Origin of the sequence: Streptomyces galbus (assembly GCF_005280195.1) — a bacterium.
Taxonomy (GTDB): Bacteria; Actinomycetota; Actinomycetes; order Streptomycetales; family Streptomycetaceae; genus Streptomyces; species Streptomyces galbus.
On record NZ_SZPR01000010.1, the window covers coordinates 543,656 to 569,513 of the forward strand.

The window sequence follows — 25,858 nt, forward strand, 5'->3', positions numbered from 1 at the left end:
GTCCTTCGGTCGTACGGTCGCTCCGGTCCTCAGAACCTACAGGCGACCACTGACAGCGGGCGGGCCCGTCCGCTACCAGCTGGTCTTGCGGGACAGTTCCCACATCATCATGATCGTCGAGGGGTCGAGGGCCCGCTCGCCGCCGGAGATGTCCTCGCTGGCGGCCACGTACGCCTTGCCCTGCCACAGCGGGAGCAGCCGGGCGTCGTCGACGAGGACCCGCTGGGCCTGCTCGAAGTCCTTCACCACCTGGCCGCGGTCGCTCTCCTGGCGGGAGCGGGGCAGCAGGGTGGCGGTGATCTCCTTGGCCGGGTAGGGCGTGCCGAGGGCGTTCTGCTCGCCGACGAAGGGGGCGATGAAGTTGTCGGCGTCGGGGAAGTCGGGGAACCAGCCGCGGCCGAACACCGGGTACTCGCCCTTCTGGTAGCCCACCACGTACGTCTTCCACGGGCGGCTCTTGAGGGTGATGCGGAACAGTCCGGAGTTCTCGAGCTGGCGCTTGAGCTCCTTGAACTCCAGGGCGGTCTCGGAGCCGTAGCGGTCGGTGGTGTACCAGAGGGTCAGCGGCACCGGCCCGTTGATGCCGGCGCTCGTGAGGATTTGCTTCGCCTTCGCGGGGTCGGGGTCGCCGAAGGTGTCGAAGTACGGCGTGGTGTGCCCGGTCAGGCCCTGCGGGACCATGGAGTACAGCGGCTCCACGGTGTCCTTGTAGATGGTGTGCGCGAGGGCGGTGCGGTCGACGAGCTGGGCGATCGCCCGGCGCACGGCGCGCTTGGCGGCCCACGGGTCCTTGGGGTTGAACACCAGGTAGTTGATGTCGGTGCCGGCGCCCTCGACGAGCTGCAGCCCCTTGTTGGCGGCGTCCTTGCGCCCGAGGGAGACGATGTCGTCGGCGGCCAGGCCGCGGTAGGTGACGTCGATCTTCTTGCTCCGCAGCGCCTTGACCATGGGGGCCGAGTCCTGGAAGTACCGGATGGTGACCGCGCCGTTGCGCCGGTCGGCGAAGCCCTTGTAGCGCTCGTTGCGGACCAGTTCGGCGCGCTTGCCCTCCTGGTAGTCCTGGAGCTTGTACGGCCCGGAGCCGACGACGCCGGAGTCCTTGCGCAGCGCGTCGGCGGGGTAGCCCTTGGGGTCGACGAGGGACATGGCGGGCGTGGCGAGCACGAACGGGAACGTGGCGTCGGCCTTGTTGAGCCGGAAGACGACCTCGCGGTCACCGAGCGCCTGCACGTGGTCGAGGCTGCCGAGCAGACCGGCCGGGCCGCTGGGCGCGTTGATCTCGCGGATGCGGTCGAAGGAGTGCTTCACGGCCTGCGCGTCGAGCTTGTCGCCGTTGGAGAAGGTCAGGCCCGGGCGCAGTTCGCAGCGGTAGGCGCGGTTGGTGGTGTCGGTGAACGCGCAGCTCTTGGCGGCGTCGGGCTCGGGCGTGGACGCGCCGCTGGGGTAGGCCAGCAGGGTCTGGTAGATGTTGCGGAACAGCTCCCAGGAGCCGTCCCAGGAGGCGGCGGGGTCCAGCGTGCTCGGGGCGCTGGTGGTGCCGACGACGATCGGCCCCTGGTCGTCGGAGCCGCTGCCGGAGAAGTAACCGCACCCGGCGACCATGCCTATGGATGCGATCGCCGCCACTGGCCGAAGGCTTCGCTTCCGGTTGAACACGCGCACGCTCCTCGATCTGCCGTACCAAGGGTCGGCCGACCATACCGCAGTGCCACGGGGGTTGAACCTGGTTCGGGAGGGGGTCTTGATCCACCCGTTGCCGACTACGTTGTCAGGCCCCCGCGGGCCTTGCGGGACATGACGAAGGCGCCGTTCCCGTCAAGGAAACGGCGCCCTTCGTGAGCCCTTCGTGACCGCTCGGCGGGCGGGCCCGGGACGGTCAGCCGACGCCGGCGTTGAGGAAGATGCCGCCGTCGACGACGAGGGTCTGACCGGTGACCCAGTCGGACTGCCCGGACGTCAGGAAGGCCGCGGCGCCGCCGATGTCGGAGGGCACCCCGAGGCGGCCCAGCGGGTAGGCCGCGGCGGCCTCCTCCTCGCGGCCCTCGTACAGGGCCTGGGCGAACTTCGTCTTCACCACGGCCGGCGCGATCGCGTTGACCCGCACCTTGGGCGCGAACTCGTGGGCGAGCTGCTGGGTGAGGTTGATCAGCGCGGCCTTGCTCACGCCGTAGGCGGCGATGAACGGCGAGGGCGCGATGCCCGCGACGGAGGCGATGTTGACGATGGCGCCGCCGTTGTCCTTCTGCCAGGCGTGCCAGGTCCGCTGCGCGAAGCCGAGCGCGGAGATCACGTTGGTCTCGAACACCTTGCGCGCCACGTTCAGGTCGAGGTCGGCGATCGGCCCGAACACCGGGTTGGTACCGGCGTTGTTGACCAGGTAGTCGACGCGCCCGAAGGCTTCCATCACGCGGTCGACGGCCTCGGCCTGGTGCGCCTCGTCGTGGGCCTTGCCGGCGACGCCGATGACCCGGTCGGCGCCGAGCTTGTCGACGGCCTCCTTGAGGGCGTCCTCGTTGCGGCCGGTGATGCAGACCCGGTCGCCGCGGGCCACGAGGGCCTCCGCGACGCCGTAGCCGATGCCGCGGCTGGCGCCCGTGACCAGGGCGACCTTGCCGGAGAGTTCAGTCATGTCCGTCTACCTTCAGTTGAGCGGGCCGCCGGCCACGTACAGCACCTGGCCGGAGACGAAGCCGGCCGCCTCGCCGGTGAAGAACGCGATGGCGTTGGCGATGTCCTCGGGCTCGCCGACGCGCTGCACCGGGATCTGCGTGGCGGCGGCCTTCTTGAAGTCGTCGAAGCCCATGCCGACGCGCTCGGCGGTCGCGGCGGTCATGTCGGTGGCGATGAAGCCGGGGGCGACGGCGTTGGCGGTGATGCCGAACTTGCCCAGCTCGATGGCGAGGGTCTTGGTGAAGCCCTGCAGACCCGCCTTGGCGGCCGAGTAGTTGGCCTGGCCGCGGTTGCCGAGCGCGGAGGACGAGGAGAGGTTGACGATCCGGCCGAAGCCGGCGTCCACCATGTGCTTCTGGACCGCCTTGGTCATCAGGAACGAGCCGCGCAGGTGCACGTTCAGGACGGTGTCCCAGTCGGAGGCGCTCATCTTGAACAGCAGGTTGTCGCGCAGCACGCCCGCGTTGTTGACCAGGATGGTCGGGGCCCCGAGCTCCTCGACGATCCGGGCGACGGCCGCCTCGACCTGCGCCTCGTCGGAGACGTCCGCGCCGACCGCGACCGCCCTGCCGCCGGCCGCCGTGATCTTCTCCACGGTGTCCTTGCAGGCCGCCTCGTCGAGGTCGATCACCGCGACCGCGCGCCCCTCGGCGGCCAGCCGTACGGCGGTGGCGGCACCGATGCCGCGCGCCGCACCGGTGACTACTGCGACCCGCTGTTCTGTGGTGGACATGTGCTGGATCTCCTCGCCGTCGAGAACGCCTGGGAACACCTGGGAAGGTCCGGCACCGGCACCCGGCCGGGGCCGCGGCCCCGACGGTACGCCCCTCGGTGAGCGACCGCTTAGTACCTTCCGCAGAGCGACGCTAGAAGCCCTGGCACGCGGTGTCAACGGGACGCCCTGCGGTGTGACCGATCACCCGCCCGCCGGAGTCGTCCCGCACCGCGTCCGCGCACCCGATCGGCCTACCGCTGCGCGCGGTGGGGGGATCGCGCTCCTAGCGTCGAAGAGCGGCCCGCCCGGGCCGGGAAGGAGGCACCCCGTGCTCCGCAGAACCGGTGCCGTCGGCACGTTGTTCGCCCTCGCCGCGCTCGTGCCGTCGGCCGTCCCCGCTCACGCGCAGGACCTGGACTGCCACGACTTCGTGTACCAGGAGGACGCCCAGGCGGTCTTCGACGCGGACCGCACCGACCGCAACCGCCTGGACGAGGACCAGGGGCCGGACGACGGCATCGCCTGCGAGGCGCTGCCGCGGCGGGCCGGCGCGACGACGTCCTCCACCTCCCGCCCGAAGCCCACCCCCACGGCCGTCCCCACCGCGCTCCCCACCCGGACGGTCGCCCCCACCGCGACGGTCCGGCCCACGTCGGTCGTGCCGACCCGGGGCGTGCAGGGCGGCCTGGGCGGCAGCTCCGCAACCGGCCCGACCGGCTGGGACCTGGCCATCGGCGCGACCTTCGTCGCGGGAGCGGCCGTCGCGACCGGGTTCGTAGTACGCCGCCGGCGCGGCTGACGACCCGCCGCCGGGCCGCGCCCGGGGGCTGGGCCCGACCGCGCCCCTTGCCCGGCCGCCCCCGGCAGCTCGGCCCCGCCGTGCCCTGGGCCCGCGCCCGACCGCAGCCCGGGGGCCGAGCCCAGCCCGGCCGGGCGAAGGGGCCGAGCCCGCCCGAGCCCAGTGGCAGAGCCTGCCCGAGCGCGGACGCCGAGCCCGGCCGCGTGCCGAGGCCGAGCCCCGCCAGGGGAAGTCAGCGCACCAGCAGGTCCAGCAGGCGTTCCGTCTCCGCCGACGGGTCCGTGGTCAGACCGGTGTGCACCGGGCCGGGCTGGACGACCGCCGAGCGGGGGGCGACCAGCCAGCGGAAGCGGCGGCCGGGGTCGTCGCCCGCCGCCTGACCCGCCGCGTCTCCCCCGCCGCACACCGCCTCCACCGCGCCGAGCGCGGCCCGGACCGCGGCGACGTCCGCCCCCGGGTCCAGGGCCAGCAGCCGCGCCTCGTCGAGGTGGGTGCGGGCGCCGACGTACCCCCGGGCCCGGCAGTAGACCAGCACGCCCGCGTTGACGCACTCGCCGCGCTCCACGCGCGGGACGACGCGCAGCAGGGCGTACTCGAAGACGTCCCGGCCGCCGCCCTGCCCGGCCCGGGTGATGTGCCGTTCGGTCAGGTGACCGGCGACGTTGATGTGGTTCCGGGTCATGCTGCCCCCTCGATCCCCGTGATGCGGTCCTGGATGACGGCGGCCCGCGCCAGGAGCGGCCGGGCGTAGCTGCGGCGCAGGTCGTCCGGGTGGTCGAAGCCGGGCTCGTCGGCCAGCCAGACGTCCGGGACCGCGGCGGTGACCTCGGCGAGCAGCTCCTCGGTGACGAGCGGTGCGAGGTCCGCGGCGGCGCCGCGCACGTCCGGTGCGAAGCGCGCCAGGGCGTGGTCGCGGGCGTCGTAGGGGCGGGCGGCGGAGGTCTCGGCGGACGGCCAGTTGTGCTGCCAGATCATGGTCGCGCCGTGGTCGATGAGCCACAGGTCGCCGTGGTGCACCAGCAGGTTGGGGTTGCGCCAGGACCGGTCGACGTTGTTGGTCAGCGCGTCGAACCAGACGATCCGGCCGGCCTCCCCGGCGTCCACGGGGAAGGCGAGCGGGTCGTAGCCGAGGGCGCCGGAGAGGAAGTCCATGCCGAGGTTGGTGCCGCCGCTGGACCGCAGCAGGTCCTGCACCTGCTGGTCGGGCTCGCCGAGGCCCAGTACCGGGTCCAGCTCGACGGTGACCAGCCGGGGCACGCGCAGGCCCAGCCGGCGGGCGAGCTCCCCGCAGACGACCTCCGCGACGAGCGTCTTGCGGCCCTGTCCCGCGCCGGTGAACTTCACGACGTAGGTCCCGAAGTCGTCGGCCTCGACGAGCCCGGGGAGCGAACCGCCCTCGCGCAGGGGCGTGATGTAGCGCGTCGCGATGACGTCCTTGAGCATCGCCCCAGGTTACTGGTGGTGCGCGGGCGGCCCCGACCGGGCCGACAGCTCCGCGACAGCTCCGGCTTACGCCCCGCTCATGCCGCGGCGGCCAAGCTCTGGAGGTCGCCCGGGGCCGGGCCGCGGCCCGCTGAACGCGCGGCGCCCGCGGCGCGTACCTCCTGGCACATCACGATCACGTCATCCTCCCCCGGAAGGGAAGCGTCAGCATGACCAGCGCATCGCTCAACCCCGCGTCGGGTCCGGCCCGTCGTACCGTCGTGGCGGCCGCCGGAGCGGCCGGGCTCGCCGTCGCGCTGACCGCCTGCGGAGGCTCCGGCGACGACTCGTCGGACGCGCAGAGCGCGACCGGCGGCGGGTCCGCGAGCAGCGGCGGCACGGGCGGCGGGGACAACGCCGCGGCCGGTGCCGCCCTGACCACGACGGCCGACATCCCCGAGGGCGGCGGGAAGGTCTTCGGCGACGAGAAGGTCGTCGTGACCCAGCCGGCCGCGGGTGACTTCAAGGCGTTCTCGGCGGTGTGCACCCACCAGGGCTGTGCCGTGAAGAGCGTCCAGGACGGGGTGATCCACTGCCCCTGCCACAACAGCAACTTCTCCATCACGGACGGCAGTGTGAAGTCCGGTCCCGCGACCAAGGCGCTGCCGTCGGTGCCGATCAAGGTGAGCGGGGACTCGATCACCCTGGCCTGAGCCGGGTGGCCGCCGGCCGGTCGCGGACCGTTCAGGGACGCGCCGGCCTGGACACCGCCGTGCCCGGGCGGCGAGAGTGCCCCGGGACGTCACCAGCAGACGAGGAACGGGGGCCGTATGACGGTCGGTCAGCGCCGGGGCCGCAGGATCATGATGACGCCCGGTGAGGTGGACGCGTTCCTCACCACGCAGCGCACCTGCCGGGTCGCCACCGTGTCCGCCGGGGGCGCCCCGCACGTCAGCGCGCTGTGGTTCCTGTGGGACGGCACCGCGCTGTGGCTGTACTCGGTCGTCCGCAGCAGGCGCTTCGCCGACCTGCGCCGCGACCCCCGGGTGGCGGTCGTGGTCGACACGGGCGAGGAGTACGGCCAGCTGCGCGGTGTCGAGCTGTCCGGCGCCGTGGAGTTCGTCGGCGAGGTGCCGCGGACCGGGGAGCTGTGCGCCGAGCTGGACGCCGTGGAGACGCTGTTCGCCCGCAAGAACTTCGGCCTGGACGCGATCCCGCACGACGGCCGGCACGCGTGGGTGCGGCTGAGGCCGGAGAAGGTGGTCTCCTGGGACTTCCGCAAGCTGGGAGACGCCTGACACCGGCGCCCCGGCGGCGGCCGCGGCCCGCCCGGCCTCAGCGGATCTTCTCCGCGGCCTCCTGCAGCGCCCGCACCGCCGCGCGGATCGAGGGCCGGCGGTCGGCGTCGGCCCGCCAGACGACGTAGACGTGCCGTCGCACCCGCTGTCTGAGGGGCACCATGACCACGCCCTCGGGCACCGGGTGCCGGCCCAGCAGCGGGGCGATGCACACGCCCAGTCCCGCCTGCACCAGGTTGAGCTGGGTGTGCGTCTCGGCGGCGCGGTGGCCGACGATCGGCTCGACGCCCCGGGAGCGCAGCGTGAACATCAGCCACTCGTGGCAGAACTCGCCCTCGCCCCAGGTGATCCACTCGTCCTCGGCGAACTCGGCGAGGTCGACCTCGTCCCGGTCGGCGAGCCGGTGCCCGGCGGGCAGGGCGACGTCGGCCGGATCGTCCAGGACGGGTGCCTTGACCAGGCCGTCCGGCAGCGGCATCGGCTTGTTGTACCAGTCGAGGACCACCGCGAGGTCGAGGTCGCCGCGCACCACGCCCGCGACGCCCCCCTCCGGCTCCAGCTCGCGCGAGCGCAGCCGCAGCGCGGGGTGCTCCCGGCGCAGCGCGGACAGGGCCACGGGGAACAGGCCCCGCGCGGCCGTGGGGAACGCGGACAGCCGCAGCTCCCCCGCCACCTGGCCGCGCTGGGCCTCCAGGTCGGCCTGGGCGAGTTCCACCTGGGACAGGATGCGGGAGGCGTGCTCGGCGAGCAGCCGCCCGGCGTCGGTGAGCCGTACTCCCCGCCCGTTCTTGGCGAGGAGCTGCTGCCCGACCTCCCGCTCCAGCTTGGCGAGCTGCTGGGAGACGGCGGACGTGGTCACGTGCAGGCCCTCGGCCGCGCCGCTGACCGAGCCGTGCCGGGACACGGCGTCGAGGGTGCGCAGGCGCTCCAGGTTCAACATGTAAGCGATGCTACGCGGTACCGGCATCGAATTCTCGATTGTGCTACGAGGTTCTCTCGCGCATCGTAAGGACCATGAGCAGCGCCACCGACACGCCCGCGTCCGCCGGGCCGCCCCCCTCCGGCACGCCCGGCCCCTCCCCCGCGGCCATCACGGCCGACGCCACGGCCCCCGCCCCTGGGCTCGCGGCCACCACCCCGGCCCCCCTGGCCGCCGCCTCCCCCGCCGCCTCGCCGCACCGGGCTCCCGCCGCGAGCTCCGGCGCCGCGCCCGGCCGCCCGCGCCTGGACTGGCGGCTGCGCTTCGGCGCCCTGTCCCTCATCTGGGGCTTCAGCTTCCTGCTGATCAAGGTGGGGACCGACGGCTACGCCCCCTTCCAGGTGACGTTCGGCAGGCTGGCGTTCGGCACGGCCGTGCTGGTGGCCGCACTCGTGGTGAAGCGGGAGCGGCTGCCGCGCGGGGCGCGGACGTGGGCGCACCTGACGGTCGCCGCGCTCCTGCTCAACGCGCTGCCGTTCTCCCTGTTCGCCTACTCCGAGCTGACGATCCCCTCGACGCTGGCCGGGATCTGCAACGCGACGTCGCCGCTGTGGGGCATGGCGCTGTCCCTGGTCGCGCTCTCCGAGGACCGCCCGACCCGGGTCCGGGTCGCCGGACTGGGCCTGGGTTTCCTCGGCGTCCTGACCGTCCTCGGCGCCTGGCAGGGCTTCTCCGGCCTGGACGCGAAGGGCACCGCGATGGCCCTGCTCGCGTCGCTGAGCTACCCGGTCGGCTGGATCTACGTCCGCCGCACGCTGGCCGGCACCGGGCACTCGAACCTGTCCCTGACCGGAGCCCAGTTGGGACTGGCCACGGTGCAGCTCGCCCTCGTGACCCCGCTGTTCACCTCGCTGCCGACGCACCTGCCGGTGCTGCCCCTGCTGGCCGTGGCCGCGCTGGGCGTGCTCGGCACGGGCGTGGCGGTGCTCGTCCAGTACGGGCTGGTGGTCGAGGTGGGGCCGACGACCGCGCAGATGGTCACGTACTTCATCCCGGTGATCGCGACGGCCGCCGGGGTGGCGATCCTCGGCGAGTCGCTGCGGTGGAGCACCCCGGTCGGAGCGGTGATCGTCCTGCTGGGTGCGGCACTCACCCAGGTGAAGCCGCGGGCTTAGCAGCGGGCCGTCCCGCGGGGTCCGCCGCTGCCGCGCACGCGACGTCGCCCCGCCGCTTCACACGTAACTCCGCGACGGCGCCGGACCCACCGCCGACGCCACCGCGTCCGCCAGCGGCGCCGCCTCGGCCTCGGTGAGGGTCGACACGGTGATCCGCACGGCCGGCGGCGAGGACAGGCGGAAGCGGGCGCCGGGGGCGACCGCCCAGCCCGCGTGCAGGAGGCGGGCCACCGCCGCGGTCTCGTCGGGGACCGGCACCCACACGCTCATGCCGCTGCGGCCGTGCGCCGTGACACCGCGGGCGGCGAGCGCGGTGATCAGCGCCTCGCGGCGGTCCCGGTACGCGGCCGCGACCGCCGCGCCGTCCAGGACGCCGTCGCTCCAGAGCCGGACCACCGCCCGCTGGAGCAACAGGCTCACCCAGCCGGGGCCGAGCCGGTGCCGGCCGCGCACCCGGTCCACGGTGACGTCGTCGCCGGTGAGCAGGGCGAGCCGCAGGTCGGGGCCGTACGCCTTGGCGACCGAGCGGACCAGCGCCCAGTGGCGGGTGACCCCGGCCAGCGGGTGGAACGGCAGGTCGACGATGCCGTGCCCGTGGTCGTCCTCGATCAGCACGGTCTCGGGGTGCTCGGCGAGGACCGCGCGCAGCTCCCGCGCGCGTGCCGCGCCCACACAGGCGCCGGTGGGATTCTGGGCGCGGTCGGTGACGACGGCGGCGCGCGCCCCGCCCTCCAGGGCCCGGCGGAGGTCGGCGGGCAGCGGCCCCTCGTCGTCGACGCCCACCGGCACCGTGCGCAGTCCGAGCGCCGGGACGAGGTCGAGGGTGCGGCCCCACCCGGGGTCCTCCACGGCGACGGCGTCACCGGGCTTGAGGTGGGCGGCGAGGACCCGTTCGACCGCGTCCAGCGCCCCGGAGACCACCGTGAGCGGCCCGGGCGGCACCCCGTCGGCGTCGAACTCGGCGCGGGCGATGCGGGCCAGCTCCGGCTCGACGGGCTCGGCGCCGTAGAGCACCGGCGCGCGGTCCTGCTGCGCGGCGGCGGCCGCGAACGCCCCGGACAGCGGGGGCAGCAGCGCGGGATCGGGGTTGCCGTCCGCGAGGTCGCGCACGCCCGGCGGCACGTCGAGGCGGACGTTCTCGCGGCCGGTGGTGGCGGGCTTGGGCCGCACCCGGCTGCCCCGGCGCCCGTCGGTCTCGATGACCCCGCGCTCGCGCAGGGTGCGGTACGCGGCCGCCACCGTGTTGGGGTTCACGCCCAGCGTCGCCGCCAGTTCCCGCATCGGCGGCAGCAGTCGGCCCGGCTCCAGCGCACCGGTGCCGACCGCGCGCTCGATGCTCGCGGAAATCTCCGCCGCACGCCGTCCCTGGATCGGATACTCTCCTAGCACAAAACCGATTATGCACTAGTGCAATGGAGAACGCCATGCAGGGCACCGCACCTTCGAGCGCCGACCGGCCGGCGACACCGCCCGCCGCCTATGCCCGGACCGACCGCACGGTCCCCACGCGCTCCGCGGACCGGGCGTCGTACGACCGCGAACTGGTGCACGCGATACTCGACGAGGGCTACGTCTGCCACCTCGGCTTCGTGCGCGACGGCGCGCCGGTGGTGCTGCCGACGCTGTACGGCCGGGTCGGCGAGCGGCTGTACGTGCACGGCTCGACCGGCTCGCGGCCCCTGCGCATGACGGGCCAGGCCGACCCGGGGCTGCCGGTGTGCCTGACCGTGACCCACGTGGACGGGCTGGTGCTGGCCCGCTCGGCCTTCCACCACTCGATCAACTACCGCTCCGTCGTGGTGCACGGCATCGCCCACGACGTGACCGACCCGGAGGAGAAGCGGGCCGCGCTGGACGCCCTGGTTGACCACGTGGTGCCGGGCCGGGCCGCCGACGCGCGCCCCGCCAACCGCAAGGAACTGGCCGCCACCGCGGTGATCCGCCTGGACCTGGACGAGGTCTCCGCCAAGCTCCGCACGGGCGGCGTGAACGACGAGCGGGAGGACTACGCCCTGCCCCACTGGGCCGGCGTGCTCCCCCTCCGCAAGGGCTACGACGCCCCCGTCCCGGACGAGGCCCTGGCACCCGGTACCGACGTACCCGGCTACCTCACGGCGCTGTGACGCACCGCCCCGCCGGGAGGTGACGGTGCGGTTCAGGCCGCCGTGCCGCGGGCGGACAGCTCCCGTTCGGGGGTGCCGCCCGCGACCGGGTCCGAGGCGGCCCTGACCGGCGTGGTCGACTGGGCGATGAACGCGCCCAGCAGCACCACCGCACCCCCGGCGATCTGCGGAGCGGACAGGTGCTCGCCGAGCAGCACCCAGGCGAGCACCGTCGCGACGACCGCCTCCAGACAGGCCACCACGGTGGCGACCTGCGGGGAGAGCCGGCGCACCGAGAGCACGCCGGTGCCGTAGGCGAGCACCGTGGCGACGAGCACGATCCAGGTGAGGAGCACCCAGGAGGGGACCCGCGTGCCGTTCATGCCGGCGGTGCCCGCGAGCACCGACCAGTCCATGCCCCAGGGCCGGGCCACCGCGGTCAGCACGACGGTGCCGACGAGCAGGCCGTAGGCGATGACGCCCAGCGGGTCGGGGGCCTCGTCGGCGGAGTCGGTGCCCTGGTCGGACAGGACGAAGTAGCCCACCTGGCAGCAGGCCGCGCCGAGGGCGAGCAGCAGGCCGAGCGCGTCGAAGCCCAGCCCCGACCACACCTCGACGACACAGGCGAGGCCCCCGACCGCGAGGACCACGCCGACCGCGGCCGCGCGCGTCACCGGGCGCCGCTGCACGAACCGCACCCAGCCCAGCACGAGCGCCGGGGCCAGGTACTCCACGAGCAGCGCCACGCCGACCGGGATGCGGGAGAGGGAGGCGAAGTAGAAGGCCTGCACCCCGGCCACGCCGAGCAGCCCGAACCCGGCCAGCAGTGCCGGGCGGCGGCGCACCAGGGCGCGGTGGCGCACGGCGAGCGGCAGCATCACCACAGCGGCGCCCGTCACCCGCAGCCACACCACGTGCAGCGGGTCGAGCCCCGCCTCGATCAGCGGCTTGGCCGCGACCCCCGACCCGCCGAAGGCGACGGCCGACCCCACCGCGAGGGCCAGCCCGACGCCCTTGCCGCGGCTGCCCTGACTGCTCACTGACGTACGCACCGGGCCATGATGACAGGCGTTGACATGAGCGTCACCCCCGATGACACCTGTCTCGCCGACTGGACGGCCCACGGCCGTCGGCGGACCGGACCGAGCGCCGGGACCCGCGGGATCGGCGGGACCGGCGGGACCCGTCACCGGGCGAGGTCGCCTCCCCGGCCGCACTCGACCGAGGCACCGGCGCCGCACGCGCCCCGGATCCGCTCCAGCAGTTCCCGCGGATCGACCCCGGCCCGCCCGAGGACCTCCACGGCCCGCGCCTGCGGATCCGCGACGAGCGCGACGAGGAGGTCGAGGCCGTGCGTCCCGGCGGCGCCCCGGCGCGCCGCCCGGGCCCGGGCGTGGGCCATGGCCGCGGCGGCTAGCGGTGAGAGGCACTCGCCGGGCTGGCCGCCAGTGCCGCCCGCCGCCGGTGGCACGCTCACGGACCCGGGAGCGGAGCCCTCCAGGGCGCTCTGCCAGTGCAGCCCGTAGCCGATGCTGCGCTGGACCAGGTAGCCGAGCAGCCGGGCGATCCGCGCGCCGTCCCCGAGGGCGGCCCGCACCTCCGTGTCGTGCTCCAGCAGGGAGTGCAGCAGGTGGGCGGTGTCGATCTGCCGGTCCCCGTCGCGGACCGCCCTGCGGCGGGCGCCGTCGACCACCTCGGCGAGCTCGCCGTCGAGCCCGCTCACGGGGTCCGCGCCGGACCTGGCTGGTTCCTGCTCCGGCTGCCGGGGGATGGGGAAGTGCACACCCCCCACCCCATCAGGCCCGGCCGGCCCGGTCATCGGCGCAGCGGAGCATGTCGGCGTCCCACGGACAGCGGACGGCACCGGCCGGAATCTCCTCCCCAAGGAGGAGATCTGGCCACGCCCCGACGCGCGGACGGCCGTGCCCCGGCGCACCGAAGGCGCCCCGCGACGGTGCGCGGGGCGCCTTCGGGCCGGGCGGCCGTGCGGCCGCCGGGCGTGGCTCAGTCCTCGTCGGCGAGGATGAGGTAGAGCTTCTTGCGGGCGTCGTTGATGACGGTCAGCGCCTTGTCGCGCTGTTCCTTCGTGCCGGTCTTCCAGACCTGCCCGAAGGCCTCCATCAGGCCGAAACCCGCCTGGCGGATCTCGCCGAGGGCCTCGAGGTCGATCCCGCGCGAGGCCTCCTCCCAGGGGGCCTCGGGACCGGACTCGGCCGCCGTCCGTCCCGCCTCGGTGAGCGAGAACAGCTTCTTGCCGCCCTCGGTCTCACTGGTGATCAGACCCTCGTCCTCCAGCAGTTGCAGGGTGGGGTACACCGAGCCGGGACTCGGCTTCCACGCGCCGCCGCTGCGTTCGGCGATCTCCTGGATCATCTCGTAGCCGTGCATCGGGCGGTCCCTCAGCAGGGCCAGGATCGAGGCCCGCACGTCACCGCGCCGCGCCCGTCCCCTCGGTCCGCCACGGCCCCGGCCCCAGGGTCCGGGGCCGAACCCCGGTCCGCCGGGCCCGAAGCCGCGCCCGCCGGGTCCGCCCGGGCCACCCGGCCCGAAGGGACCGAAGGCCGCGCGCCGCCCGTCGAAGCCGCCCCGGCCGCGGCCGAAGGGGTGTTCCTGTCCGTGTCCACGCTCGTGTCCGTGGGTACGCATCGCCATCACTCCATCCATCGTTGATCTGTCGCGATGCGTCAACGATATATCGGAAGAGTTCGCATGGCAAGACCCGTCGACCGGTGGACCTTCCCCGTGCCCTCTCGCGGAGCAGCGACCCCGTTCCCGGTCCGCCGCTCCCACGCCCTCAGCCCGCCGCCCCCGGCGACCGCCGGTACCACGTGACCGCGTCGGCCAGCCGGGCCAGCGGCCCCGGACCGGGCGCGCAGTCGGCGAGCGACCAGATGTCCTCCGACCGGTACCAGTGGTCCCGGGCCACCAGCGCGAACTGGCGCTCCGAGGCGCGGCCCGGCGTGCTCCGCAGCGCCTCGAGGCACAGCGCGTAGGGCCAGTCCTCGTCCCGCACCGGGGGCAGCAGGCCCAGCGCGGCCAGCTCGCCCAGCAGGTCGGCGACGCGTACCGGCTCCGGGTGGCTCGCGTGGTACACCCCGGGCGGCACCGGGCGCGGTCCCGTGGCGAGCCGGGCCACCAGGCGGCCGAGGTCGCCCACGTCGACCACCGACAGCAGGGCGCCGCCGCCGTCCCAGACCGCGGGCACCCGCTCGACCAGTTCCCGCAGTCCGGAGACGACCCACCGGTCGCCGGGGCCCGTCACGATCCCGGGGCGCAGGACGACCGCCCCCGCCTCGCGCGCGTGCCGCTCCCCCGCCAGCCGTGTCCGGCTCGCCGCCGAGACCGGCTCGGGGGGCACCTCGTCCACCGTGATCCCGCGGTGCGGGCCGACGCCGTACACCGCCGCCGTGGACAGGTGCACCACCCGGGGCACCCCGGCCCGTGCCGCCTCCGCCATCACCGCCCGGGTGCCGGCGACGTTGACCGTCTCGCCCTGTTCCTCGTCCGGGCCGACGTACGACGCCAGGTGGAGCACCGCCGTCGCGCCCTCGCAGAGCCCGCGCAGCGACACCGGGTCGGTGACGTCCCCGCGCACCCACTCCACGTCGTCCCGCGGGGCGGCCGGGATGCGCCGGACCAGCGCCCGCACGCGCGGGACGTCACCGCCGTCACCGCAGTCGTCGCCGACGCCGTCGTCGCCCGTCCCGCCGTCCCGCAGCAGGGCCCCGAGCGCGGCCCCGCCGATGAAGCCGGTGGCCCCGGTGACCACCACGGTCCCGCCGCTTCCCGGCACCCCACCACTCGTCGCACCGCGTCCCCCGGTGCCCTCGCCGTTCACGTCCGGTCTCCCTCCTGTCCTCCTCCAGACGCCTGCTGTCGATCTTCCCGCACGGATCGGGGCCAGCCGTCGGGAATTGGCCTTGGCCGGGCCCTCCGCCCTGCCCCTACCGTCGGACCATGCGCATCCGAATCGTCGACGCCTTCACCGACCGTCCCTTCGCCGGCAACCCCGCGGGGGTCGTCCTGCTGGACGGCGCCTTCCCCGGCGACGCCTGGCTCCAGAACGTGGCCCAGGAGGTCAACCACGCCGAGACCGCCTTCGCGCACCGCCTCCCGGAGGGCGGCGAGGCCGACTGGGCGCTGCGCTGGTTCACGCCGGTCACCGAGGTGGCCCTGTGCGGCCACGCCACGCTCGCCACCGCGCACGTGCTGCACGGCACCGGCGCGCACGAGGGTCCCGTGCGTTTCACCACCCGCAGCGGCGTCCTGGTCGCCACGCCCGCCGGGGACGGCTCGATCACGCTGGACTTCCCCACCGCGCCGCTCACCCCCGCGGAAACCCCGGCCGGGCTCGCCGAGGCCCTCGGCGCCGAGCCCCTCACCGTCCTGGACACCGGGCCGAACATCGACGACCTGCTCGTCGAGCTGGCCGACGAGAAGACGGTGCGCGCCCTGCGGCCCGACCACCGGGCGCTCGGCGCCCACTCGGCCCGCGGCGTGATCGCCACCGCCCGCGCGGAGGACCCGGCGGGCCCCTACGACTACGTCTCGCGCTGCTTCTTCCCGAACGTCGGCATCGACGAGGACCCGGTCACCGGCAGCGCGCACACCGCGCTGGCCCCGTTCTGGTCCGAGCGGCTGGGCCGGCCCGACCTCACGGGACTGCAGACCTCCGCCCGCTCCGGCCTGGTGCGCACCGGGCTGCGCGGCGAGCGCGTCCTGCTCACCGGGTCCGCGGTGACCGTCATCGACGGGGAGCTGCTGGCCTGACGGTGGCGGGGGGCCGACGGCCGGCCCTCGGGCGGGCGGCGGACCGTGCGGGCGGCCGGCCGCCCGGCGCTCACGCGGTGGGCAGCCAGCCGACCTTCCCGGCGAGCAGGGCGTAGCCGACGAACGCCCCGATGTCGAGCAGGGAGTGCGCGACCACGAGGGGTCCCACCCGGCCCCAGCGGCGGTACAGGCAGACGAACACCACGCCCATCACCATGTTGCCGAGGAAGCCGCCGACGCCCTGGTAGAGGTGGTACGAGCCGCGCAGCACCGCGCTGGCCACCAGCGCGGTGCCCGGCGTCCAGCCGAGCTGGCCGAGCCTGCGCAGCAGGTAGCCCACCACGATGACCTCTTCGAGGACCGCGTTCTGCAGGGCCGACAGGACCAGCACCGGGTACTTCCACCACACGTCGGGCAGCGCCTCGGGCACCACCGTGAGGTTGAAGCCGAGGCCGCGGGCGGCCAGGTAGAAGGCGATGCCGGTGCTGCCGATGACCGCCGCGACGAGCGCCCCGCGGCCCAGGTCGGGCCAGGGGCGCGTGCGGTCGAAGCCGAGCGTGCGCAGGCTGCGGCCCTCGCGCACCAGCAGGTGGGCCACGAGGGCGACGGGCACCAGCGAGGAGGCGATCCCGAAGAGCTGCCAGGCGAGGTCGAGCCAGGGCCTGCCCGGTGCGGCCGACGCGTTGAGGGTCGCCGCCTGGTCCTTCAGACCGCCCGGCTTGGTGACCGAACCGATGAAGCTGATCAGCGCGGACACACCGCTCGCGCCGAGGGAGAGGCCCAGCACCAGCAGGGTCTCGTCCCTGAGCAGTCGGCGCGTGAGCCGCTCCGGGGGGCGGCCCACGTCCACCGGACCCGCCGAGCCTGCCTCCACCTGCCCACCTGCCTCATGTCGACGACCGCGTGCCCCCGCGGGGCGCCCCCAGCCTCGCACGACCGTCGACCGGTTCCGCTTCCGGGCTGACCGCCGGTGGCCGGGGCACGACGAGGGGCCGACACAGCATGCCCGATCATCCTGACCGCGGCCGCGTCGGCCCCTCCTCGTACCGCCGGTTCACCGAGCCGGTGGCTCGTACGGCGGCTCATCCCATGGGCACGGGCTCCCGGAGTCCCACCGGCCACAGATGCACCGGCTCGCCCTTCTGCATCAGCTCGCGGTAGCGCCGCGTGGTGGCCGCGAGCGCCTCCTCGCGGGACAGCCCCGCCTCCAGCCCCTGGTGGAAGGTGGCCGCCTGCCAGGACGCCCCGTTGGTGCGTCGCCGGCACCGCTCCTCGATGACCCCGAGGTACAGGTCCCGGTCGGCGGGCTCCACACCCCACGCGTCCAGGCCCGCCTCGGCCAGCGGCAGCAGCTCGTCCCGTACGAGGCTCACCGCGTCGACCTCCGCGAGGCCCCCGAGCCGCCCGCGCCGCGGCCACTGCAGGCGGGCGTCGATGCCGTGGCGGCAGGCGGCGTCGAAGTTGTCGGCGGCCGTCTCGAAGGGCATCCGGGTCCACACCGGGCGCGTCTCCTCCGCGAGGGCGCGGACCACGCCGTAGTAGAAGGCCGCGTTGGCGAGGACGTCGGTGACGGTGGGACCGGCCGGCAGGACGCGGTTCTCCACCCGCAGGTGCGGCACGCCGTCGGCGACGTCGTAGACGGGCCGGTTCCAGCGGTACACGGTGCCGTTGTGCAGGACGAGTTCGGCGAGCTTCGGCACCCCGCCCGCGTCGAGGACCTCCAGCGGGTCCTCCTCGTCGCAGATCGGCAGCAGGGCCGGGAAGTAGCGCAGGTTCTCGTCGAACAGCTCGTGGGCGGAGGAGATCCAGCGCTCGCCGAACCAGGTCCGCGGCCGCACGCCCTGGGCCTGCAGCTCCGGCGGGCGGGTGTCGGTGGACTGCAGGAACAGCGGGGGCCGGGACTCGCGCCACAGCTCGCGCCCGAACAGGAACGGCGCGTTGGCGCCGACGGCCACCTGCGCGGCGGCCACCGCCTGCGCCGCGTTCCACACGGCGGGGAAGCGGGCCGGGGTCACCTGCAGGTGCAGTTGCACGGAGGTGCAGGCCGCCTCCGGGGTGATCGACTTCGCCGTGCAGGACAGCCGCTCCACGCCCTCGATGTCGAGGGTGAACTCCTCGCCCCGGGCGGCGACGATCTGTTCGTTGAGCAGGGCGTAGCGGTCGACCTCGGAAAGGTTCGAGGAGACCAGGTCGTCCCGTTCCAGCGTCGGCAGAATGCCGATCATCACGATTCCCGCGTCCACCTCGGCCGCCTTGCGGTCCGCATAGGCCAGGGAGGTGCGCAGTTCCTCGGCGAGCCGGTCGAATACCCGGCCGCCGAGCCGGTGCGGGGCGATGTTGACTTCAAGGTTGAACATGGCGAGTTCCGTTTGGAAATCGCGGCTGGCGATCCTCTCCAGCACCTCGCCGTTCAGCATTCTCGGCATGCCGTCGTCGCCCGCGAGATTGAGCTCGATCTCGAGCCCCATGAGGTTCTTCGGGCGGTCGAAGCGCTCTTCGGCCAGGAGTCGCTCCAGCCCCGTCAGACACTGCCGGAGCTTGTCGCGGTAGCGCTGACGATCGGACAGGTCGAACCCGCCTGCCTCGATCTTCTCCCCCATCGAAGGGTCCTTCCTCGCCTGGGCGGGCCGCGGGCGCGGCCGCCGGTGTCCCGGTCACGGTGGATGATGCCCCGCCGCGACGATCGATAACGTCCCCGCGCCGCCCGATCGCCCGCTACGCTTGCACAGTGACCGGAGGCACATTCACGGGGCATGACGCAGATCGTGTTTTCACGGGGCCGGTAACTCGTGAAAAACACCGACAAGAATTGGCCGACCGTTGTACGTGCATATCACGAGGTCACCGCATTGCCTCCCCGGAAGAATCGGGATGATTCCCCACTTTTCCGCGACCGAATTCACCCTTGCCGCGTGCCCCGGAATCGACTAGCTGAAACACGGTGTGAACACGTGTCGTATAAACTCCGCGGCAAGGCAGAAGGTGGGCGCCCACGTCGCAACAGCCTGTCGTCGAGGTGACGGACGGCAGGCCACACCTGTCTCCGCGACCGACCACGACCGAGGCCCCTGCCCGACTGCCCCCGCGAGCTGACAGCGCCGTCCGCCCCCGCCCTCGCACCGTGGCCTGTCGATTGAGAGGCGACCCACCATGCCGTTGCACGTTCCCCCGGCTCCCGCGCCCGCCCTGCGCTCCGTCCTCACCGCACTCGGATCACCCACCGCCGTCCGAGAGGCCCGGACCCCGTCCCTGCGCGCCGCGCAGGGCCCCACCACGCCCGAACTCCCGCTGCCCGTCCACGTCCTGGACCGGATCACCCCCGAGGGCCAGGCCGTGACCCGGCTGGCCGGCTGGCGGTTCCTGATCCGCAGCGGCGACCGTGCGGTGGCCGCGGCAGAGACCCGGCTGACCCCCGACGGCTGGACCTTCGCGTACTTCTTCGAGGGCCCCTACATCGCCTCGACCGAACGCGCCGTGCGCCAGGCGGAGTCGACGGCCCAGCCGTACCAGGCGCGCCTGCTGTCCGTGCCGGGCCTGTACATGCTCACCCTGTGGCTGCACGGCGACTGCGCCTCCGACGGCACCGGCGGTCACCCCGCCGCGACCGACCTGCTGGTCCCGCTCGCGCCCGCCCCGCCCGGCATCGCGGCCCACCGGCCGCACCGCGTCGCCGAGTTGCTCCCGCTGCTCACGCTCCGGGTGACACCCGCGCCCCTGCTGTCGGCCTGACCGGCCGGTCCGCACCGCTCCGAACGACGGGCCCCCGTACGTCCCCGTACCCCGCCGCCGTGATCCGGGCGGCGGGGTACGGTGCGTCGAGGCGCGGGCCCACCGCCGCCAACTCGGCGCGCGGACCGGGGACTAGTCCCTTCCGGCCCCCCAGAAACCCCCCGAAGTGACCCCGCGGCGCCACTGAACCGCCCGCCCGGGTGACGCGTCATGAACCTGTGAGAAGCGGTGCCGCGAAATCCCTGCGGAACGACGCCCGTGGGGCAACACTGGACTCCGACCGACTTATCACAACGGGGGGCGGCCATGAACGACGTTTCACGCCGCGGGACGACGACCACGCACCTTCCACACCTCACGTCAGAGCGAGAGATCCCTTCCATGTGCCAGCACCAGCCACCGTGTCCGACCGCAGACTCCGCCGACCGGGAATCCGCCCGCCTCGTGGCGCACCACCCGGAGCAGGGCTGGAGCCTGCTGTGCAACGGCGTCCTCCTCTTCGAGGACACCGGTGAGCTCCTGCCGGACGGCCAGATCATCGCCCCGCACCGGCCGCTGGCCACCGGCCGGGTCGTGACGGCCGCCTGATCACCGCCGGGCGCCCACCGCGGCACCCGGTCGGCACCGGGCGGCCGACGCGCCGCCCAGCGGCACCGACGAGACACCCCTTAAGGGCCGGACGCAGACCGTCGCTGCGCGCCGGCCCCGACGCATGAGGACCCGCGGTCACTCCCCGTAGCCGCCGTTTCCCCCTGGGCCCGCCTTCCCAGCGCCGCCCCGCTTCCGGAAGACTCCTCGATGGTCCGGACTGGACGGCGCGGCGCGGCGGGGCGCCCGCGGTGACGGAGGTGGTGGCAGTGGCAGCGTACGAGGGCGACGGCGAGGGGCCGTCCACGGCGTCCGGCCCGCCGGCGCCCCGGGGGAAGGTCACGATCACGGAGATCGCCCGCGAGGCCGGCGTCTCCGTGCCGACCGTGTCCCGGGTGGTCAACGGACGCTCCGACGTCGCCCCCCGCACCCGCGCCCGCGTGGAGGACCTGCTGCGCCGGCACGGCTACCGCAAGCGCTCCCCGGCACCGTCCGCCGGCGCCGCCCTGCTCGACCTGGTCTTCCACGACCTCGACAGCCCGTGGGCCGTGGAGATCCTGCGCGGCGTCGAGGAGGTCGCGCACGCGGCCGGGGTCGGCACCGTCGTGTCGGCCATCCACGGCCGCTCGGGCGCCGCCCGCGAGTGGATGCGCAACCTGCGCGCCCGCGCCTCCGGTGGGGTCATCCTGGTCACCTCCGCCCTGGAGCCGGGGCTGCAGGACCAACTGCGTGTCCTCGGCGTCCCGTTGGTCGTGGTGGACCCGACGGGTTCGCCCGCCGCCGACACCCCGACCATCGGCGCCGCCAACTGGGCCGGCGGGCTGGCCGCCACCGAGCACCTGCTGTCCCTGGGCCACCGCCGGATCGCACTGATCGGGGGCCCGTCCCGGCTGCTGTGCTCGCGGGCCCGCCACGACGGTTACCGCGCTGCCCTGGAGGGCGCCGGGCTCACCGTCGACCCGGACCTGGTGGTGCCCGGCGACTTCCGCCCCGAGTCGGGCTTCGCCGGCTGCACCGCCCTGCTCGACCTGCCCGAGCCGCCGACCGCGGTGTTCGCCGCGAGCGACCAGATGGCGCTCGGCGCGATCGAGGCGCTGCGCCGGAGGGGGCTGCGTGTCCCGGAGGACATGAGCGTGGTCGGCTTCGACGACCTGCCCGAGGTCCGCTGGTCCGCGCCGCCCCTGACCACGGTCCGCCAGCCGCTCGCGGACATGGGCCGGCTGGCCGTCCGCACGGTGCTGCGGCTGGCCCGCGGCGAGCACCCCGGCTCGCCGCGGGTCGAGCTCGGCACGGACCTGGTGGTGCGCTGCAGCACCGCACCGTCCGCGGCTCAGTCCAGCGCCTCCCGGATCGCGTAGTACGCCGGTTTGGGCGCGAGCTGCTCGTCCCAGGGCAGGGCCGCCCCCTCGCCGGGGAAGAAGGCCGGGATCCAGGAGTACTTGTCGGTGTAGTCCCAGACCGTGATGCCGGCGCAGCGGCGCACCGCCAGGCACGCCTCGGTCATCCACCGGTACCAGTCGGCCTGTTGGGCGAGCTTGTCCGCGGTGGCCGGGAGCAGCATCCGCACGTCGACCTCGGTGAGGGCGGTGTCCAGGCCGAGGCGGGAGAACCGGCGCAGGTTGTCCTCCAGGGTGGCCGGATAGCCGTACTGCAGGGCGAGGTGGGCCTGCAGGCCGATGCCGTCGAGCGGGACGTGCTGGGCCCTGAGCTGCTGTGCGAGGGCGTAGTAGGCGTCGCTCTTGGGGCCGACCGCCTCGATGTTGTAGTCGTTGAGGTAGAGCTTGGCGTGCGGGTCGGCCTCGTGGGCCCAGCGCAGGGCGTCGGCGATGTAGCCGGGGCCGAGCGTCTTGTAGAAGAGGGTCTCCCGGTAGGTGCCGTCCTCGTTGAACGCCTCGTTGACGACGTCCCAGGAGTAGACCTTGCCGCGGTAGTGGCGCACCTCGGTCCGGATGTGGTTCTTCAGCACGGCGCGCAGCTCGTCGGCGGTCCAGGTGCGGCTGGTCAGCCAGTCCGGGAGCTGGCTGTGCCAGACGAGTGTGTGGGCGCGGACCCGCTGGTGGTGCGAGCGGGCGAGGTCCACGACCTCGTCGCCGGCGGTCCAGTCGAAGACTCCCTGCCGGGGCTCGGTGGCGTACCACTTCATGCCGTTGCCGGGCGTGATCATGTCGAACTCGTGGCCGAGGACGCCGGTGTAGGCCGTGTCGGTGAGTTCGGGGTTGTCGGTGGCGCTGCCGAAGTAGCGGCCGTGGCGCTCGGCCAGGCCGGCGAGCGTGGGCCGGGGGTGGTGGCGTTCGCCGGCCTGCGCGGCCGGGCCGGCGGCGGTCCCGGCGGCGACCAGCACGGCGGCGAGCGCCCCGGCGAGTCTGAGACGGGTCCGGACGGTGCTGCGCATGGTGCGACTCCTCACGACGGGGTGCGGGCAGGGGCCGAACGTCCGCGGGCGCGGGTCATCCCTTGGTGGCGCCGGCGGTGAGGCCGCCGACGAGCTGCCGCTCGGCGACCGAGTAGAAGGCCAGGGCCGGGACCATGGCGAGGACCAGGTAGGCGAACACCCGGGCGGTGTCCGAGGAGTACTGGCCCTGGAACTGCTGGACGCCGATCGGGACGGTCCACCAGGTGTCGTCGGTGAACACCAGCAGCGGCAGGAGGAAGTTGTTCCAGCTGGCCACCACGGCGAGCACCGAGACGGTGCCGAGGGCGGGACGGGCCATGGGCAGCAGCACCCGCCAGAAGAAGCCGAGCGGGCCGCAGCCGTCGAGGGTGGCCGCCTCCTCCAGCTCGGCCGGGATCTCCCGGAAGAAGCCGCGCAGGATGACGATGGTCATCGGCAGTGCGAACGCGGCCTGCGGCAGGATCACCCCGAGGGGGTTGTCCAGCAGGCCCATCGAGCGCAGCAGCAGGAACAGCGGCAGGGCCGCCACGGCGAAGGGGAACATCAGGCCGATCGTGAACAGGGTGAACAGCACCTCCCGTCCGCGGAAGGCGAACCGGGCGAAGGAGAACGCCGCGAGCGCGGACACCGCGACGGCCAGCACCGTCGTCCCGACGGCGATGAAGGTGCTGCTGCCGACCAGCCGCCAGAAGCCGCCGGAGCCGAGGATGTCGGTGTAGTTGGAGGTGACCCACGGGTCGGGCAGGCCGACGGGGTTGCGGGAGAGCTGGTCGGTCGACTTGAAGCCGGACAGCACCGCGTACAGCAGCGGTACGGCCATCACCGCGCCGACCACCACCAGGAGGGCGTGCAGCGACAGGGTCCTCGACGTCCGGGGGGCCTTCACGCGCCGCCTCCTCGCATGGTCGTGGTGGCGCCCGCCAGGTCGCGGCGGAGCACGAACCGCTGGTAGGCGAGGGCGAAGACGAGGCTGATGCCGAACATGACCACGCTGATCGCGCTGGCGTAGCCGACCTGGTAGCGCTTGAAGCCGTACTGGAACATCGTCACGGCCATCGTCTCGGAGTGGTGGTCGGGTCCGCCCGCGGTGATCACCCACACCAGGTCGAAGAGCTGGACGGAACCGATGACCGACAGGAAGACGCTGATGCGCAAGGTGGGCGCGAGCAGCGGCAGGGTGACGTGGCGGAAGCGCTGCCAGGGCCCGGCCCCGTCGATCAGCGCGGCCTCGGTCAACTCGGCCGGGACGGACTGGAGTCCGGCCAAGTAGAGCATCATGTGGAAGCCGAAGTACTTCCACATCATGACGAGGAACAGGGTGGCCATGACGGTGGACGGGTCGGAGAACCACTTCCCGGCCGGGCCGTCCAGCCCGACCGCGCCGAGGAGGTGGTCGGCGAGCCCGTCACCGGGCGCGAAGAGCATGCCGAACAGCACGCCGGTGATCGCCTCGGACAGGACGTACGGCGCGAAGAACAGCATGCGGTAGACGGCCCGGCCGCGCAGCCGCTGGTCGAGCGCGACCGCCAGCGCCAGCGCGAACGGCAACTGCAGGCCGAGCGACAGCAGCACGAGGACCAGACAGCGCCACAGGTCGCCCAGGAACACCGGGTCCTGGAACAGCCGGGTGAAGTTGTCGCCGCCGACGGCGTCCTCGGGCATGCCGAAGCCGCCCCAGCGGAAGAACGACGCGTACAGCGCGAACAGCAGCGGCAGCAGCACCAGGGTGCCGAACAGCACCAGGGCGGGCACCTGGAGGCCGTACGCGGTGAGGTGGTGCGCCGCGCGCCGCCGCGCCCGCCCCGGGGGCCGTCCGGCGGCCGGGGCCGGGGCGGCGAGGCCGACGCCGCTGCGCTCCTCGGGGAGGTAGGTGGAGGCCATCGCCTGCTACTGCTCTTCCTTCGCGGCCCGGGTGATCGACTCGGCCACCTGCCGGGGCGACTTGGAGCCCGCGACGAGGGCGGCGACGCTGTCGTTGACCTCCTGGCCGACGGCGGGCGCGTACGCCTGGTCGAGGTAGAGCTGGAAGCCGGTGGCGGCCTTCAACTGGGCCTGCACCGCCTTGAGGTTGGGGTCGGTCAGGGCTCTCTCGGCGGACGGGACGACGGGCAGGGCGCCGGTCTTCCTGACGAGGGTGGTGTCGGTGGCGGCGGAGGCGAAGAACTTCAGGAACTCCACCGCCGCCTGCGGGGCGCCCTTGCGCAGGGCGTGTCCGCCGCCCCCGCCGAACACCTCCGTGATGGACCCCTTGCCGCCCTCGACCGCGGGGAAGGGGAAGAAGCCCAGGTCGGCGCCGAGGCCCTTGCCGGCGTCGGCCTCCACCACCGGGGCCCACTGGCCCATGAGTTCCATGGCGGCCCTGCCGTTGCCGACGCTGGCCGCCTGGCCGGTGGGCGTGGAGTAGGCGGCACCGAGGAAGCCCTTCTGGAAGGGCCGCAGGTCCACCAGTTCCTGGAGGTGCTGCCCGGCCTGGACGAAGCCGTCGCCGGTGAAGTCCTTGGCGTCGTTGGCCTTCTCGAGCGCGTCGGCGCCCGCGGTGCGCATGGCCAGGTAGGCCCAGTAGTACATGCCGGGCCACTTCTCCTTGCCGGCCAGCGCGATGGGCGTGACGCCGGCGGCCTTCAGCTTCCGGACCGCGTCGAGGAACCCGCTCCACGTGGTGGGCGGCGCGGCGATCCCGGCCCGCCGGAAGAGGGCCTTGTTGTACCAGAAGCCGATCATGCCGATGTCGAACGGGATGCCGTAGACCTTGTCGTCGATCAGGTACGGCTCCTTGGCGACCTTCAGCAGGCCCTCGGACCACGGCGCGGTCCGGTCTCCGAGGTCCTCGACGAGTCCGGCCTCGACCTGCTGTCTGAGCACCCCGCCGCCCCACGTGTGGAAGATGTCGGGGAGCTTGCCCGAGGCGGTCAGTGCGGTCATCTTCGACTTGTACGCGTCGTTCTCCAGCTGGACGATCTTGACCTTGATGCGGGGGTTCCGCGCCTCGAACTGCCGGGCGAGGCCGGCCCAGACGTCCTTGGTGGGCTGGGTGGTGGCGATGTTCCACCACTCGACGGTGGTCGTCCCGGACGACGACCCGCCGTCCGAGTCGCCGCCGCAGGCGCTCAGCGCCGTCATGCTGACGCCGGCGGCGGCGGAGGCCGCCAGGAAGGCGCGGCGGGACAGTGCCGGGTCACCCATGGGTGCTCCTCGAAAGTTTCGGTCGTCATCCAGAAATCTTCGCTGCTGCCGCACCCTAGAGACGCATTCCGAGGGGTGACAACCCTTGGGACACGG

At 73.8% G+C, this 25,858-nt stretch carries 26 protein-coding genes; 9 read left to right on the forward strand and 17 right to left on the reverse strand.

The window, feature by feature from the left end; translation table 11 throughout:
- Positions 1–72: 72 nt before the first annotated feature.
- The 3 genes from E4U92_RS10820 to fabG all read right to left on the reverse strand — a co-directional run bounded on the left by E4U92_RS10820 (position 73) and on the right by fabG (position 3,403).
- On the reverse strand, positions 73–1,656 hold the full coding sequence (locus E4U92_RS10820) for an ABC transporter substrate-binding protein (RefSeq protein WP_137300090.1): 1,584 nt from the start codon (positions 1,654–1,656) through the stop codon (positions 73–75).
- A 220-nt stretch (positions 1,657–1,876) separates the two neighbouring features.
- Positions 1,877–2,629, reverse strand: a complete 753-nt coding sequence (locus E4U92_RS10825) for an SDR family oxidoreductase (protein WP_137300091.1) — start codon at positions 2,627–2,629, stop codon at positions 1,877–1,879.
- A 12-nt stretch (positions 2,630–2,641) separates the two neighbouring features.
- Positions 2,642–3,403 carry a 3-oxoacyl-ACP reductase FabG gene (fabG, locus tag E4U92_RS10830; protein WP_137300092.1) on the reverse strand — a complete coding sequence of 254 codons (762 nt, stop codon included), beginning with the start codon at positions 3,401–3,403 and terminating at the stop codon, positions 2,642–2,644.
- 310 nt (positions 3,404–3,713) lie between these two features.
- Here fabG and E4U92_RS10835 point away from each other — a divergent pair, with 310 nt between their 5' ends.
- Entirely contained in the window at positions 3,714–4,184 is a 471-nt protein-coding gene (locus tag E4U92_RS10835; RefSeq protein ID WP_137300093.1) for an excalibur calcium-binding protein, read from the forward strand.
- Between the two features lie 232 nt (positions 4,185–4,416).
- On the opposite strand, the gene E4U92_RS10840 is transcribed toward E4U92_RS10835, so the two are convergent.
- Together E4U92_RS10840 and E4U92_RS10845 are read right to left on the reverse strand one after the other, a co-directional pair.
- Positions 4,417–4,866, reverse strand: a complete 450-nt coding sequence (locus E4U92_RS10840) for a DUF3037 domain-containing protein (protein ID WP_137300094.1) — start codon at positions 4,864–4,866, stop codon at positions 4,417–4,419.
- Positions 4,863–5,627, reverse strand: coding sequence for a HipA family kinase (locus tag E4U92_RS10845; RefSeq protein ID WP_137300095.1), 765 nt, complete (start codon positions 5,625–5,627; stop codon positions 4,863–4,865). The genes E4U92_RS10840 and E4U92_RS10845 overlap by 4 nt, the downstream gene beginning before the upstream one ends.
- Positions 5,628–5,836: 209 nt before the next feature.
- On the opposite strand from E4U92_RS10845, the gene E4U92_RS10850 reads away from it, so the two are divergent.
- Positions 5,837–6,319: a Rieske (2Fe-2S) protein gene (locus E4U92_RS10850; RefSeq protein ID WP_137300096.1), complete on the forward strand. Its 483-nt coding sequence runs from the start codon at positions 5,837–5,839 to the stop codon at positions 6,317–6,319.
- A 117-nt stretch (positions 6,320–6,436) separates the two neighbouring features.
- On the forward strand, positions 6,437–6,904 hold the full coding sequence (locus E4U92_RS10855; protein ID WP_137300097.1) for a pyridoxamine 5'-phosphate oxidase family protein: 468 nt from the start codon (positions 6,437–6,439) through the stop codon (positions 6,902–6,904).
- Between the two features lie 37 nt (positions 6,905–6,941).
- On the opposite strand, the gene E4U92_RS10860 is transcribed toward E4U92_RS10855, so the two are convergent.
- Positions 6,942–7,844: a LysR family transcriptional regulator gene (locus tag E4U92_RS10860; RefSeq protein WP_137300098.1), complete on the reverse strand. Its 903-nt coding sequence runs from the start codon at positions 7,842–7,844 to the stop codon at positions 6,942–6,944.
- Between the two features lie 38 nt (positions 7,845–7,882).
- Between E4U92_RS10860 and E4U92_RS10870 the strand changes: the two genes are divergently transcribed.
- Positions 7,883–8,998, forward strand: coding sequence for a DMT family transporter (locus E4U92_RS10870; RefSeq protein ID WP_373311478.1), 1,116 nt, complete (start codon positions 7,883–7,885; stop codon positions 8,996–8,998).
- Positions 8,999–9,055: 57 nt separating this feature from the next.
- On the opposite strand, the gene E4U92_RS10875 is transcribed toward E4U92_RS10870, so the two are convergent.
- Complete coding sequence (locus E4U92_RS10875) at positions 9,056–10,387, reverse strand: aminotransferase class I/II-fold pyridoxal phosphate-dependent enzyme (RefSeq protein ID WP_137300099.1); 1,332 nt, start codon at positions 10,385–10,387, stop codon at positions 9,056–9,058.
- A 35-nt stretch (positions 10,388–10,422) separates the two neighbouring features.
- Between E4U92_RS10875 and E4U92_RS10880 the strand changes: the two genes are divergently transcribed.
- Positions 10,423–11,121, forward strand: a complete 699-nt coding sequence (locus E4U92_RS10880; protein ID WP_137300100.1) for a pyridoxamine 5'-phosphate oxidase family protein — start codon at positions 10,423–10,425, stop codon at positions 11,119–11,121.
- Positions 11,122–11,153: 32 nt separating this feature from the next.
- Here the strand turns inward: E4U92_RS10880 and E4U92_RS10885 are convergent, their stop codons facing one another.
- From E4U92_RS10885 to E4U92_RS10900, 4 genes are all read right to left on the reverse strand, one after another.
- On the reverse strand, positions 11,154–12,152 hold the full coding sequence (locus E4U92_RS10885; protein WP_229862373.1) for an EamA family transporter: 999 nt from the start codon (positions 12,150–12,152) through the stop codon (positions 11,154–11,156).
- Between the two features lie 134 nt (positions 12,153–12,286).
- Positions 12,287–12,919, reverse strand: a complete 633-nt coding sequence (locus tag E4U92_RS10890; protein WP_137300101.1) for a Clp protease N-terminal domain-containing protein — start codon at positions 12,917–12,919, stop codon at positions 12,287–12,289.
- Between the two features lie 185 nt (positions 12,920–13,104).
- Entirely contained in the window at positions 13,105–13,746 is a 642-nt protein-coding gene (locus tag E4U92_RS10895; RefSeq protein ID WP_137300102.1) for a PadR family transcriptional regulator, read from the reverse strand.
- A gap of 148 nt (positions 13,747–13,894) precedes the next feature.
- Positions 13,895–14,872: an NAD-dependent epimerase/dehydratase family protein gene (locus E4U92_RS10900; RefSeq protein WP_137300103.1), complete on the reverse strand. Its 978-nt coding sequence runs from the start codon at positions 14,870–14,872 to the stop codon at positions 13,895–13,897.
- A 185-nt stretch (positions 14,873–15,057) separates the two neighbouring features.
- Between E4U92_RS10900 and E4U92_RS10905 the strand changes: the two genes are divergently transcribed.
- Positions 15,058–15,870 (forward strand): PhzF family phenazine biosynthesis protein, encoded by an 813-nt coding sequence (locus E4U92_RS10905; protein WP_137300104.1) that lies wholly within the window; start codon positions 15,058–15,060, stop codon positions 15,868–15,870.
- A 70-nt stretch (positions 15,871–15,940) separates the two neighbouring features.
- On the opposite strand, the gene E4U92_RS10910 is transcribed toward E4U92_RS10905, so the two are convergent.
- Together E4U92_RS10910 and E4U92_RS10915 are read right to left on the reverse strand one after the other, a co-directional pair.
- On the reverse strand, positions 15,941–16,744 hold the full coding sequence (locus tag E4U92_RS10910) for a CPBP family intramembrane glutamic endopeptidase (RefSeq protein ID WP_229862369.1): 804 nt from the start codon (positions 16,742–16,744) through the stop codon (positions 15,941–15,943).
- Positions 16,745–16,952: 208 nt separating this feature from the next.
- Positions 16,953–18,470 carry a glutamate-cysteine ligase family protein gene (locus E4U92_RS10915; protein ID WP_137300105.1) on the reverse strand — a complete coding sequence of 506 codons (1,518 nt, stop codon included), beginning with the start codon at positions 18,468–18,470 and terminating at the stop codon, positions 16,953–16,955.
- A 550-nt stretch (positions 18,471–19,020) separates the two neighbouring features.
- Here E4U92_RS10915 and E4U92_RS10920 point away from each other — a divergent pair.
- The 3 genes from E4U92_RS10920 to E4U92_RS10930 all read left to right on the forward strand — a co-directional run bounded on the left by E4U92_RS10920 (position 19,021) and on the right by E4U92_RS10930 (position 21,545).
- Positions 19,021–19,599, forward strand: coding sequence for a hypothetical protein (locus E4U92_RS10920; RefSeq protein ID WP_137300106.1), 579 nt, complete (start codon positions 19,021–19,023; stop codon positions 19,597–19,599).
- 381 nt (positions 19,600–19,980) lie between these two features.
- On the forward strand, positions 19,981–20,187 hold the full coding sequence (locus E4U92_RS10925; protein ID WP_137300107.1) for a DUF5999 family protein: 207 nt from the start codon (positions 19,981–19,983) through the stop codon (positions 20,185–20,187).
- Between the two features lie 344 nt (positions 20,188–20,531).
- Complete coding sequence (locus tag E4U92_RS10930) at positions 20,532–21,545, forward strand: LacI family DNA-binding transcriptional regulator (RefSeq protein ID WP_229862472.1); 1,014 nt, start codon at positions 20,532–20,534, stop codon at positions 21,543–21,545.
- Here the strand turns inward: E4U92_RS10930 and E4U92_RS10935 are convergent.
- The 4 genes from E4U92_RS10935 to E4U92_RS10950 form a co-directional block, all read right to left on the reverse strand.
- Positions 21,518–22,579 carry an endo-1,4-beta-xylanase gene (locus tag E4U92_RS10935; protein WP_137300109.1) on the reverse strand — a complete coding sequence of 354 codons (1,062 nt, stop codon included), beginning with the start codon at positions 22,577–22,579 and terminating at the stop codon, positions 21,518–21,520. The genes E4U92_RS10930 and E4U92_RS10935 overlap by 28 nt on opposite strands.
- Positions 22,580–22,634: 55 nt before the next feature.
- Positions 22,635–23,399 carry a carbohydrate ABC transporter permease gene (locus tag E4U92_RS10940; protein ID WP_229862471.1) on the reverse strand — a complete coding sequence of 255 codons (765 nt, stop codon included), beginning with the start codon at positions 23,397–23,399 and terminating at the stop codon, positions 22,635–22,637.
- Between the two features lie 62 nt (positions 23,400–23,461).
- Positions 23,462–24,460: a carbohydrate ABC transporter permease gene (locus E4U92_RS10945; protein WP_137300110.1), complete on the reverse strand. Its 999-nt coding sequence runs from the start codon at positions 24,458–24,460 to the stop codon at positions 23,462–23,464.
- 6 nt (positions 24,461–24,466) lie between these two features.
- Positions 24,467–25,762, reverse strand: coding sequence for an extracellular solute-binding protein (locus E4U92_RS10950; protein ID WP_137300111.1), 1,296 nt, complete (start codon positions 25,760–25,762; stop codon positions 24,467–24,469).
- Between the last annotated feature and the right edge of the window lie 96 nt (positions 25,763–25,858).

Coding starts and splice junctions, on each gene's coding strand:
- E4U92_RS10825 (WP_137300091.1), bottom strand. CDS start 2,629: ATGACTGAACTCTCCGGCAAGGTCGCCCTGGTCACGGGCGCCAGCCGC.
- fabG (WP_137300092.1), bottom strand. CDS start 3,403: ATGTCCACCACAGAACAGCGGGTCGCAGTAGTCACCGGTGCGGCGCGC.
- E4U92_RS10840 (WP_137300094.1), bottom strand. CDS start 4,866: ATGACCCGGAACCACATCAACGTCGCCGGTCACCTGACCGAACGGCAC.
- E4U92_RS10845 (WP_137300095.1), bottom strand. CDS start 5,627: ATGCTCAAGGACGTCATCGCGACGCGCTACATCACGCCCCTGCGCGAG.
- E4U92_RS10850 (WP_137300096.1), top strand. CDS start 5,837: ATGACCAGCGCATCGCTCAACCCCGCGTCGGGTCCGGCCCGTCGTACC.
- E4U92_RS10855 (WP_137300097.1), top strand. CDS start 6,437: ATGACGGTCGGTCAGCGCCGGGGCCGCAGGATCATGATGACGCCCGGT.
- E4U92_RS10860 (WP_137300098.1), bottom strand. CDS start 7,844: ATGTTGAACCTGGAGCGCCTGCGCACCCTCGACGCCGTGTCCCGGCAC.
- E4U92_RS10880 (WP_137300100.1), top strand. CDS start 10,423: ATGCAGGGCACCGCACCTTCGAGCGCCGACCGGCCGGCGACACCGCCC.
- E4U92_RS10890 (WP_137300101.1), bottom strand. CDS start 12,919: ATGACCGGGCCGGCCGGGCCTGATGGGGTGGGGGGTGTGCACTTCCCC.
- E4U92_RS10895 (WP_137300102.1), bottom strand. CDS start 13,746: ATGCGTACCCACGGACACGAGCGTGGACACGGACAGGAACACCCCTTC.
- E4U92_RS10905 (WP_137300104.1), top strand. CDS start 15,058: ATGCGCATCCGAATCGTCGACGCCTTCACCGACCGTCCCTTCGCCGGC.
- E4U92_RS10915 (WP_137300105.1), bottom strand. CDS start 18,470: ATGGGGGAGAAGATCGAGGCAGGCGGGTTCGACCTGTCCGATCGTCAG.
- E4U92_RS10920 (WP_137300106.1), top strand. CDS start 19,021: ATGCCGTTGCACGTTCCCCCGGCTCCCGCGCCCGCCCTGCGCTCCGTC.
- E4U92_RS10925 (WP_137300107.1), top strand. CDS start 19,981: ATGTGCCAGCACCAGCCACCGTGTCCGACCGCAGACTCCGCCGACCGG.
- E4U92_RS10935 (WP_137300109.1), bottom strand. CDS start 22,579: ATGCGCAGCACCGTCCGGACCCGTCTCAGACTCGCCGGGGCGCTCGCC.
- E4U92_RS10940 (WP_229862471.1), bottom strand. CDS start 23,399: ATGGCCGTACCGCTGCTGTACGCGGTGCTGTCCGGCTTCAAGTCGACC.
- E4U92_RS10945 (WP_137300110.1), bottom strand. CDS start 24,460: ATGGCCTCCACCTACCTCCCCGAGGAGCGCAGCGGCGTCGGCCTCGCC.
- E4U92_RS10950 (WP_137300111.1), bottom strand. CDS start 25,762: ATGGGTGACCCGGCACTGTCCCGCCGCGCCTTCCTGGCGGCCTCCGCC.